The following is a 10,047-nucleotide window of genomic DNA, read 5'->3' as shown; positions in this document are numbered from 1 at the left end:
CAGCCGCCGCTGGTGTTCATTCAAGTGCCCGGCTATTAACTCGTAGCGTTGCTTAATCGGATTAGGCATCATGACGGCGCCCCTCTCCATTGATCGCCTCTAACTCATTAGACAATAAATTGTTTTTTATTTCCGGACAGACCCCAAGAACTGCGTATCCCAAAACACCTTACTGGGCTTGATGTTCCAATGGGCGCCGATGGCGGAACAGAGTTGGCGCAAGCTGGGCGGTTTCAAGCGCTTGCCCGAGGTGGTGCGAGGGGTTCGTTTCCAGGATGGCATCGCCGTCGTCGATCCACCCGGCAAAGCCGAGAACGCTCAGCAGAAAATCGCCGCTTGATTCAAACCGCTTATCCACCAGATTTGACTATGGCTCTTCCGTTCGGTCCATTCCGGTGGTCGAACAGTATTTTCACCGGAGGGAAACGCTGCTATTTGGATCAAAACCGGGGTTCGAAACGTGTCGACGCGTCAGCAATTGCGCAACGCGGTAAAAGTAGGTAGCGTACCGCGCTTCCCCACGGACAGCGATGACAATGCGACAACCCATCATGCGGATTGAATCCCCCCTGTGTTTGTATACCGACGTAGTGCCGCCCGAGTGGATCGACTACAACGGTCACATGAACGTCGCGTATTACGTCCTGGCATTCGACCATGCCACCGACGCGTTCATGGATTATCTGGGCATGGGGCAGAATTACCGCGACAGCCGACACTGCTCGGCTTTTGTCGTGGAAACCCATGTGAACTACCAACGTGAACTGGTGGCCGGCGATCCGATGCGGGTGACCACCCAACTGCTCGGTTTCGACAGCAAGCGCATTCACCACTTTCATCGTTTGTATCACGCCGATAAAGGGTTCGTCTCCGCCACCACCGAATTGATGGTGATCCACGTCGATATGACGGAACGGCACAGCATGGCGATGCCGCTGCCGGTATTGGATCGCTTGAGTGCATTGATGGCCGCTCATATCCAGTTGCCGCAGCCGCCGCAGTCGGGACGGGTGATGGGGGTGCGGGCCAAAACGCCGACCAGCCAACCCGGCACGCCGACGCTGCGTTGGCTGTCCCGATGACCGGCTTCAGGCACCCGCTCGGTTGATCGGTCAGCGCTCATTCAGTTTTTCTCGACTACGATGGTAAATAGCAGAATTATTCATCCATCTGAGGGGAGTGATGTCATGAATAGGGCGATACCTTCTTTATTGGCCGCAGTCATGTTCGGCGCACCGGCGGTGCTATGGGCCGGTCCGACGGCCGATGCGATGCTGGGCGGCGCGCTGGGCGGCGCATTGGGCGCGGGCGTGGGTTCCGAGTTGGGTGGGCGCGAAGGTGCGATCCTGGGCGGCGCGTTGGGTGGCGCGGCTGGAACCGCGATTACCACCAGACGTTACCGCCAGCCCGATGTCATCTATGTGGATCGGCCTGGCTATCGCGACTACGGTCCACCGCCTTACTATCGCCACCCTGGCCGGCACCGAGGGCACTACAAGCACCGCCACTATTACGATGATTGAGCGGGTGGTCGTTTCGGCCCGCCGAGAACAGCTTGGTGGAGTCGATTTTGGCTGTGCCGTGATGGTGAGCGTTCCGGCAGGTTCTGGAAGCGATTCCGCAACCATGACGGCAGGAATGGGTTTGGAGGGATTGCGCCGTTTGTCTCCGGCGTTCTAGCGCCGGCGTTCCGGGATTCCGGGGTAGCTGTCGGGTCGAAGGGAACGGCTCTGGCATTACCGGCCGAGTTGTGAGCGCCGGATCTGGAACGGGGTCTGAAGCGAAAAACTCAGGGTTGACGGCGGATTTTTTGTTATTCTCAAAACGTATCGAGCCCCCGTTTGCACCCAGAATCCTATCTTGACCGATTTTGCACAACGCGCCCTGCTGGCGGTAAAAAAACGTATGTGGCTGGCCTTGCCGCGACCGGAGGTCTGGCTGCCGGTTGCCGTGCGAGTGGTCAATGTCGTCCTGGTCATTTTGCTGGCCGGTTCCCTGGCGCAATTGACGCTGACTTTCCTATCCGGCCGGTTTTCGCCGGCGGTCCGGCCGGTGCCAGCGGGAGGCGCATCCACCGCCGAACCCGCAAGTTCCGCCGGGCAGATTGATTACAGCACCATCGCTGCCTGGCATCTGTTTGGACGGATGGAGGCGAGCCAGCCGGTGGTGGCGCCTCCACCCGTCATTCCGGCGACTCCGCTCGACCTACACTTGGCCGGCGTGTTTTTCATCGAGCAGGGCGATAGCAGGGCGCTGGCGCTGATCGCCGAAGGCAGCAATCTGGAGCGCGGCTATCGCATCGGCGACTCGTTGCCCGGTGGTGCCCGTCTGGAACAGATCCAGCGTGATCATGTGGTCGTGTCCCGCCAGGTCGGCAGGAAGTGCTTAATCTTCCCAAGCTGGGCACGGCTGCCCGCCCACCATCCCCCGTTCCGGAAGACCTGCCGCCCGTCGAGCCCATGCCCGAACCCGAACCTGAACCAGGGTCCGAACCCACCGGTGCTGGTGCGCCTCAAGTGATCGATGCGACCGCCGTGGCACAGCATCTGCGCGATGAGGCGGCGACTCGGCCGCAAGTCCTGGAAAATATCGCCTTCGCCAGCCCCTATGTGCAAAACGGCCAATTCATCGGGTTTCGACTGCGTCCGGGGCGGGACCGCGAGCTGATGCAGCGGCTTAACCTGAATAGCGGCGATGTGATTACCGAGGTCAACGGTACCCGCATCAACAATCCCATGCAGGGTTTCGCCATTTTGCGGGAAGTGTTGAGCGCCGATCGGATCAATGTGCGGGTGCTGCGCGGTGGCACCGAAATCCCCCTACTTTTTTCCCTGAACGGGCCAGTTCCCTGATAATCGGAGATTGGCGCCCAACGATCGGACCCCATAACGATGACGATGATCCACTGGCCCGACAGACCATCAATTTCCCGCAAGTGGCGCCCGCGCCGCAGGGTCCTGGGCGCGTTGCTGCTGGGCCTGTTGCTCACCGCGCTAGCGTGGGCCGCGCCAGTGACCTTGAACCTCAAGGATGCCGACATCAATGCCCTGGTCGAGAGTATGTCGGTGCTGACTGGCAAGAATTTCATCGTCGATCCGCGGGTCAAGGGCCGGGTGACGATTATTTCCGCCAAGCCGATGGACGAGAAGGAGCTTTACGAAGTATTTCTGGCGGTGCTGGGCGTGCATGGCTTCGCCGCTGTGCCCAGCGGCAAGGTGATCAAGATCGTGCCGGCGGCGGGGGCCAAGCAGGAAAGCATCCCCACCATCGATCAGCGGCAAGGTGTCGAGCCGGATCAGGTCGTTACCCGGGTCATCCAGGTTCAGAACGTTTCCGCCGCCCAGATCGTACCGATCCTGCGTCCGTTGATCCCGCCACAGGGACATCTGGCGGCTTACACCCCCACCAATGTCCTGATCGTTTCCGATAGTGCCGCCAATGTCGAACGTGTCGCCAGTATCATCAGCCGGATCGATCTGGCCAGCAACGAGGAAGTGGAGATCGTGGCATTGCGGCACGCCTCGGCCACCGAGGTGGTGCGAGTACTCACCGCCTTGGAACAGGGCAAGGCCCGCAACGATCCGGCCGCCACCGTCGGCACGCCGCCACGCATGGTAGCGGACGAGCGCACCAATAGCATTCTGTTGAGTGGGGACAAGCTGTCGCGGTTGCGGCTGCGGACCCTGATCGCCCACCTGGATACCCCGGTGGACAGCGGCGGTAATACCCAGGTTGTCTATCTGCGTTATGCCAAGGCCAAGGATCTGGTGACGGTCCTGCAAGGCGTCAGCAAGAATGTGAGCAGCGAAGCCGCGCGTAACGCGCCGGTGCCGGGTGGGCAAGCTGTGCCGCCGGGCGGGAGCAGTAGCGGAAGCAGCGCCAGCTTGGTGGATATCCAGGCCGACGAAACAACCAACTCGCTGGTCATCACTGCGCCGCCGGAGGCTATCCGTTCGATCCGTTCGGTGATCGCCCAACTGGATGTGCGCCGTGCCCAGGTGCTGGTGGAGGCGGTCATCGCCGAGATCTCCGCCGAAAAAGCGGCCGAATTGGGCGTGCAGTGGGTGATCGACGCCAGTTCGAATGGATTGGTCGGTTTCACTAATTTCGATGCTGGTACCTCCAGTCTGGCCAACATCATCGGGTTGGCGGCTCAAGCCGACAGCGGCGATTTAACCGCGATTTCGGCGGCGCGGATCCCGCAAGGGGCTCAGATTGCGGTGGGCGACTTCACCGGTAACAACCGCTTCGGTGCCCTGATCAGCGCCTTGGCCAAGGATGCCGATACCAATGTGTTGTCCACGCCGGTCGTGGTGACGCTGGACAACGAGGAGGCGGAAATCGTCGTCGGCCAGAACGTGCCCTTCGTGACCGGTACCTATACTACTTCGACCAGTAGTGGAAGCGACACGACTTCACAGGTTGGGAATCCATTTCAGACCATCCAGCGCCAGGACGTCGGTATCACCCTCAAGGTCAAGCCGCAGATCAACGAAGGCAACGCTGTCAAGCTGGAAATTGCTCAGGAAGTGTCCAACGTGGTGGCATCGGCCAACGCGGCGACCCAAGGACCGACCACCAACAAACGGGCCATCAAGACCAACGTCATGGTCGAGGATGGGCAGATTCTGGTTCTGGGCGGACTGATCGACGATCAGTTGACCGAGACCGCGCAGAAAGTGCCACTGCTGGGCGATATTCCGTTGTTGGGTAACCTGTTCCGCTACCGTAATACCTCCAAGCTCAAACGCAATCTGATGGTATTCCTGCATCCGGTGATCCTGCGAGACCCGGCACAGGGCAATCTGTATACCAGCAGTAAGTACAGCTATATCCGTCAGGAGCAACTGGCAGCACGCGATAAAGGCGTTTACCTGCTGCCCGACGTGCAATCGCCGGTGCTGAAACCTCAGGAGGAAGTGAAGGCGCAAGGGACGATTCTGAACACGGAGACGGAAAAACCGGCGCCGCCGCCGGTCGTCCCGCCCGCTGCGGAACCGGTGGACACCGGATTCAACAACCGATGAATGAGCCAGCCAGCGTCGAATCCCTGCCGGCTGACGTGGGTGAGACCTTGCCGGCTGGCGCGGGCGAGACCCTGGGCGAACATCCTTTGTTGCCTTACGCGTTTGCCAAGCGCCATGGCGTGTTGGTGGTGGACGAGGAGGATGGCAGGGTGACCGTCGCCTGCCGACAGGGTATCGGCACGCGCAGTTTGGTGGAACTACGCCGTTTTCTGAATACCCCCTTGCGGCCGGTGCTGGTGCCGGTCGAGCATTTCGAGCGGATGTTGCAGGACAGCTACGAAGGTGACAGCGACGGCGCGGCGCGCATGATGGAGGATCTCGGTGATGAGATGGACCTCAATCAGGTGGCGCAGAGCCTGCCCGAGCCGGAGGATTTGCTGGAAAGCGCCGACGACGCGCCGATCATCCGCTTGATCAATGCGCTGCTGACCGGAGCGATCAAGGAGAGCGCTTCGGATATCCACATCGAAGCATTCGAAAACCGGCTGCTGGTGCGGTTCCGGGTGGACGGCGTGTTGCGAGAGGCTCTGCAGCCGCCAAGGGCGCTGGGGCCGCTGCTGGTCTCTCGCGTCAAGGTCATGGCCCATCTTGATATCGCCGAAAAGCGTCTGCCGCAGGACGGGCGAATTTCGCTCAAGGTGGCCGGGCGACCGGTGGACGTGCGGGTCTCGACCCTGCCGACTGGTCATGGCGAACGGGTGGTGCTGCGCCTGCTGGACAAGCGCGAGGGCCGATTGGATTTGCGCCATCTGGGTATGCAGGCGCACGACGAATTGCGCCTGTTGAAGGTGATCCATCGCCCGCACGGCATCTTGCTGGTCACTGGCCCGACCGGTTCCGGCAAGACCACCACTCTCTACGCCGGCTTGACCCAGCTCAACGACCGCAAGCGCAATATCATGACCGTCGAGGACCCCATCGAGTATTACCTGGACGGAGTCAGCCAAACCCAGGTCAATACCAAGGTCGAGATGACCTTTGCCCGTGGCTTGCGCGCCATCCTGCGCCAGGACCCCGACGTGGTCATGGTCGGCGAAATCCGCGATCTGGAAACAGCCGAAATCGCGGTGCAGGCGTCGCTAACCGGTCATCTGGTGTTGTCCACCTTGCACACCAACAGCGCGGTCGGCGCCATCACCCGACTGCGCGATATGGGCGTGGAACCGTTTCTGTTGTCCTCATCACTGATTGGCGTGCTGGCTCAGCGCCTGGTACGCAAGCTGTGTCCACATTGCAAACAGCCGCATGTCGCCACTCCGGCCGATTGCGATGTGCTGTGCGTCGATCCCGCCGTGTTGCCGACGCTCTACGTTCCGGCCGGTTGCGGCCAGTGCAACCAGACCGGATTCCGGGGTCGCACCGGGATTTTCGAGTTGGTGGTGCTGGACGAGGCGATGCAAACCCTGATTCACGAGGGCAAGGGCGAGCAGGAAATGGAGCGCCATGCCCGCTTGTCCAGCCCCAGTATGCGCGACGATGGCCGCCGGCGAGTGCTGGCGGGCGATACCGCGTTATCGGAGTTGATTCGGGTGACCAAGGAGGACTAGGTGCCCGCTTTTCAGTACAGCGCACTCGACCTCAAAGGGCGTCAGCGCAAGGGTTTGATCGAAGCCGATACTCCCCGTTTAGCCCGGCAGGCGCTGCGCGAGCGGGGTCTGAACCCATTGGGCGTCGAGGAGGTGGCCAGTCGCGAGCGTCGGCGCGGTGGTCACTGGTGGAGCGGGCGGGTTCGGATCAGCGCCACCGATCTGGCCTTGATTACCCGGCAATTGGCGACTCTGGTCGGTTCCGGTTTGCCGCTGGAAGAAGCGCTGGGCGCGGTGGCTCAGCAGGCCGAGCGGGCACGCTTGAGCGGTTTACTGCTGGCGGTGCGCACCCGGGTGTTGGAAGGCCACACGTTGGCGACCGCGCTCGGCGATTTTCCGCAGGTATTCCCGGAGCTGTATCGGGCCACCGTCGCCGCCGGCGAGCAATCCGGCCATCTCGATGTGGTGTTCGAGCGGCTGGCCGATTACACCGAGGCCCGCCAGCAGATGCGCCAGAAGGTCGGGCTGGCGTTGTTCTACCCCTTGCTGCTGACCGGCGTCGCCATCCTGATCGTCGCCGGCTTGCTGACCTATGTGGTGCCACAGGTCGTGCAGGTGTTCGGCAGCCTCAACCAGCAGTTGCCGGCGCTGACCCGTGGCCTGATCGCCCTGAGCGATTTTCTGCGCCAGTATGGTTGGCTGATGTTGCTCGCGTTGGCGGCCGGCGTGGCTGGCTGGGTCTACGCGTTGCGTCGGGTCGGGTTCCGGCGGCGGGTACATCGCGTACTGTTGCGTTTGCCGCTGCTGGCGCGCTTGATCCGGGGGACCAATACCGCCCGCTTTGCCCGCACCTTCAGCATCCTGATGGCGAGCGGCGTGCCGGTGCTGGAGGCTTTGCGGATTTCCTCGCAGGTGCTCGGCAACCTGCCGATGCGGGAAGCGGTGGAGCAGGCGGCGGTGCGAGTCAAGGAAGGCGCCAGCCTGCACAAGGCGGTTAGCGCCAGTGGCTTTTTCCCGCCAATGACCGTGCAGCTCATTGCCAGCGGCGAGGCCAGCGGTCGCTTGGAGAGCATGCTGGAGCGGGCGGCAGTGCAGCAAGAGCGGGAGACCGAGACCTTGATCGCCGCGCTGCTGGGGATTTTCGAACCCATGCTGATTCTGGTCATGGGCGGCGTGGTGCTGGTGATCGTACTGGCGATTCTGCTGCCGATCTTCGATCTCAATCAACTGGTGCACTGAGCGGACGCCCGCAGCCCGTCGTAATCCAGGGTATAAGCACGGGCGAAGCCGCCGATAAAGCGGACCCGAACTGGGATCAGACGCAGCAGCAGAAAATCGCCGAACTCGAAGCGTGGCACCGAAGCCGGTAGCCGCTCCTGATAGCATAATGCCGCCGACGGGTAGTCCGGGTGGTCATGGGGAATGGTCGCGATTTCGCCTTGTATCGTTACCCGAGCCAGCGTCTGCGGATCTTCGTCGTCCCGTTCCGGTTCGCTGATCGTCAGCCCGGCGCGTGGGTGGGTCAGCAGATTGCGAGTGTGGGCGGACAGCGTGCTGAGGTGCAGCAGGAAACCGCTGCAATCCGGTTCCGGGACATAGGCGACCCAGGACGCATCCGGCCCATCTGGACCCTGAGTAGCGAGAGCCGCCCAGCGCCGGTCGCGAATCAGGGTTAGCATTAGGCGTTGTTCTTGGAGGTTCATCGGTCGCCACGCCCGCTCATGGTGCCGCCCAATCCACCGCGCGGTACTTCGGACTTCCCTGGCCTGTCTCCCATACCGGGGATAGCTCCCGCAGCCGGGTGACCGCCGCCGTTACCGCATCGATGGTGTAGTCGATTTCCTCGACAGTGGTGAAGCGGCCCAGACTGAAGCGGACCGCGCCACGCATCCGCATGGCATCGCAAGCCATCGCTCGCAGCACATGCGAGGGTTCGTGGCTGGCGGAGGTGCAAGCGGAGCCGGTGGCAAGGGCGATCTCCGGCAGGGCGTCCAGTAGTGCTTCGGCGGCAATACCGGCAAAGCTGACGTTGAGGATACCGGCCACGTTCCGCTCAGGATGGCCGTTCAGTTCGACATCACCCAACGCCGCCAATCCTTGCCACAGTCGGTCGCGCAGCCGCCGGATGCGGGCCTGTTCGGCTTCCATCTCGACGCGGGCGATCCGGCAGGCTTCCCCCATGGCGACAATCTGATGGACGGGTAGCGTGCCGGCCCGTAACCCGCGTTCCTGGCCACCGCCGTACAGCAGTGGCTCCAGCCGCACTCGAACCGGGCGTTGGCGCACGACCAACGCGCCGATGCCTTTGGGGCCGTACAACTTGTGCGCGCTGAGGCTCAATAGATCCACTGGCAGGGCTTGCAGATCGAGCGGCAGCTTGCCCGCGCTCTGGGATGCATCCACATGCAGCAGCGCGCCATGGTTTCGAACCAGCGCGCCGATGGTGGGCAGATCCTGCGCCACGCCGGTTTCGTTGTTGACATGCATCAGCGAGACCAGCACGGTGTCTGGCCGCAGCGCCGCCGCGACTCGTTCCAGCGGAAGCGACCCGTCCGAGTTCGGGTCGAGGTAGGTGATGGCGCAACCCTCGCGTTCCAACCGCCGGCAAACGTCAAGCACGGCCTTGTGTTCGGTCTTGCTGGTGACTAGATGTCGGCCCTTGCGGGCATAGGCACGCATGACGCCAAACAAAGCGAGGTTGTTGGCCTCGGTCGCGCCGGAAGTCCAAACGATTGCGCCGGGGTCGATGTCGAGCAGGGCGGCGACATGCGTCCGGGCGGTTTCGACCGCCCGGGCCGCCGTTCGACCGAAAGAGTGGGTGTTGGAAGAAGGGTTGCCGAAGATACCGTCCTGACCGAGATGCTGACTCAGGATGACGGCAACCCGCGGATCCGTTGGGGTGGTTGCCGCGTAATCCAGATAAACTGGCAGTCGCATTACGGCATGGGGAAGCCGATCAGGCTACGGCCGAAGCCGGCACTCGTTCGCTGGAGCGATCGCGTCGGCGCGAGCCATTTTGGCGGCGCACCACTTCGCAGACCGCCGGACGTTCGACGAATTGCGCCAGGGTGATGCCTTCCAGAAAGGTGAAAATCTGCCGGCTGAGGTCGGTCCACAATTCGTGCGTCAGGCAGCGCCGGCCTTCCTGGCAGTTCTCATGCCCGAAGCAGCGGGTGGTGTCCAGCCGTTCGTCGACCGCGCTGATGATGTCGGCGACCGTGACCTGATCGGGCGAACTCGCCAGCCGGTAACCGCCGCCCGGACCGCGCACGCCTTCCACCAGACTGCGCTTGCGCAGCTTGGCGAACAACTGCTCCAGATAGGACAGCGATATACCCTGGCATTGGGAAATCTCGGCCAGCGTGACCGGGCCATACTTGTCGTGAATGGCCAGATGCATCATGGCGGTAACCGCATAACGGCCTTTGGTCGACAGTTTCATAAGTATTACCCCGCAATTGGGCTGTACTGTGAAGTCAATTCCTGACTGTTGA

At 62.1% G+C, this 10,047-nt stretch carries 10 protein-coding genes and 1 pseudogene; 8 read left to right on the top strand and 3 right to left on the bottom strand.

Going from position 1 to position 10,047, the window contains the following annotated elements; translation table 11 throughout:
• Positions 1 to 145: 145 nt before the first annotated feature.
• The 8 genes and pseudogenes from E4P82_RS08545 to gspF all read left to right on the top strand — a co-directional run.
• Positions 146 to 340: pseudogene (locus tag E4P82_RS08545) on the top strand (IS256 family transposase); the annotation flags it as partial.
• A 211-nt stretch (positions 341 to 551) separates the two neighbouring features.
• Positions 552 to 1,082 carry a thioesterase family protein gene (locus tag E4P82_RS08540; RefSeq protein ID WP_169248485.1) on the top strand — a complete coding sequence of 177 codons (531 nt, stop codon included), beginning with the start codon at positions 552 to 554 and terminating at the stop codon, positions 1,080 to 1,082.
• A gap of 105 nt (positions 1,083 to 1,187) precedes the next feature.
• Entirely contained in the window at positions 1,188 to 1,523 is a 336-nt protein-coding gene (locus E4P82_RS08535; protein ID WP_169248409.1) for a hypothetical protein, read from the top strand.
• Positions 1,524 to 1,860: 337 nt separating this feature from the next.
• On the top strand, positions 1,861 to 2,520 hold the full coding sequence (locus E4P82_RS08530) for a type II secretion system protein N (protein ID WP_169248484.1): 660 nt from the start codon (positions 1,861 to 1,863) through the stop codon (positions 2,518 to 2,520).
• Positions 2,517 to 2,852 (top strand): hypothetical protein, encoded by a 336-nt coding sequence (locus tag E4P82_RS08525; RefSeq protein WP_169248483.1) that lies wholly within the window; start codon positions 2,517 to 2,519, stop codon positions 2,850 to 2,852. The genes E4P82_RS08530 and E4P82_RS08525 overlap by 4 nt, the downstream gene beginning before the upstream one ends.
• Positions 2,853 to 2,891: 39 nt before the next feature.
• Positions 2,892 to 5,027 (top strand): type II secretion system secretin GspD, encoded by a 2,136-nt coding sequence (gspD, locus tag E4P82_RS08520; protein ID WP_169248482.1) that lies wholly within the window; start codon positions 2,892 to 2,894, stop codon positions 5,025 to 5,027.
• Positions 5,024 to 6,574 (top strand): type II secretion system ATPase GspE, encoded by a 1,551-nt coding sequence (gspE, locus tag E4P82_RS08515; RefSeq protein WP_169248481.1) that lies wholly within the window; start codon positions 5,024 to 5,026, stop codon positions 6,572 to 6,574. Before gspD ends, gspE begins: the two co-directional genes overlap by 4 nt.
• Positions 6,575 to 7,792: a type II secretion system inner membrane protein GspF gene (gspF, locus tag E4P82_RS08510; protein ID WP_169248480.1), complete on the top strand. Its 1,218-nt coding sequence runs from the start codon at positions 6,575 to 6,577 to the stop codon at positions 7,790 to 7,792.
• Here the strand turns inward: gspF and E4P82_RS08505 are convergent.
• The 3 genes from E4P82_RS08505 to E4P82_RS08495 are packed head-to-tail and all read right to left on the bottom strand — an operon-like array spanning position 7,777 to position 9,995.
• Positions 7,777 to 8,256, bottom strand: a complete 480-nt coding sequence (locus E4P82_RS08505) for a HugZ family pyridoxamine 5'-phosphate oxidase (RefSeq protein ID WP_169248479.1) — start codon at positions 8,254 to 8,256, stop codon at positions 7,777 to 7,779. The genes gspF and E4P82_RS08505 overlap by 16 nt on opposite strands.
• A gap of 16 nt (positions 8,257 to 8,272) precedes the next feature.
• Complete coding sequence (locus E4P82_RS08500; protein WP_169248478.1) at positions 8,273 to 9,490, bottom strand: aminotransferase class V-fold PLP-dependent enzyme; 1,218 nt, start codon at positions 9,488 to 9,490, stop codon at positions 8,273 to 8,275.
• Between the two features lie 19 nt (positions 9,491 to 9,509).
• A complete protein-coding gene (locus E4P82_RS08495) occupies positions 9,510 to 9,995 on the bottom strand; it encodes an Rrf2 family transcriptional regulator (RefSeq protein ID WP_169248477.1) in 486 nt (161 codons plus the stop codon).
• Between the last annotated feature and the right edge of the window lie 52 nt (positions 9,996 to 10,047).

Origin of the sequence: Candidatus Competibacter phosphatis, from assembly GCF_012939995.1 — a bacterium.
Taxonomy (GTDB): Bacteria; Pseudomonadota; Gammaproteobacteria; order Competibacterales; family Competibacteraceae; genus Competibacter; species Competibacter phosphatis.
This window is presented reverse-complemented; position numbering and strand designations above follow the sequence as displayed.

Coding starts and splice junctions, on each gene's coding strand:
- E4P82_RS08540 (WP_169248485.1), top strand. CDS start 552: ATGCGGATTGAATCCCCCCTGTGTTTGTATACCGACGTAGTGCCGCCC.
- E4P82_RS08505 (WP_169248479.1), bottom strand. CDS start 8,256: ATGAACCTCCAAGAACAACGCCTAATGCTAACCCTGATTCGCGACCGG.
- gspD (WP_169248482.1), top strand. CDS start 2,892: ATGACGATGATCCACTGGCCCGACAGACCATCAATTTCCCGCAAGTGG.
- E4P82_RS08535 (WP_169248409.1), top strand. CDS start 1,188: ATGAATAGGGCGATACCTTCTTTATTGGCCGCAGTCATGTTCGGCGCA.
- gspE (WP_169248481.1), top strand. CDS start 5,024: ATGAATGAGCCAGCCAGCGTCGAATCCCTGCCGGCTGACGTGGGTGAG.
- E4P82_RS08495 (WP_169248477.1), bottom strand. CDS start 9,995: ATGAAACTGTCGACCAAAGGCCGTTATGCGGTTACCGCCATGATGCAT.
- E4P82_RS08500 (WP_169248478.1), bottom strand. CDS start 9,490: ATGCGACTGCCAGTTTATCTGGATTACGCGGCAACCACCCCAACGGAT.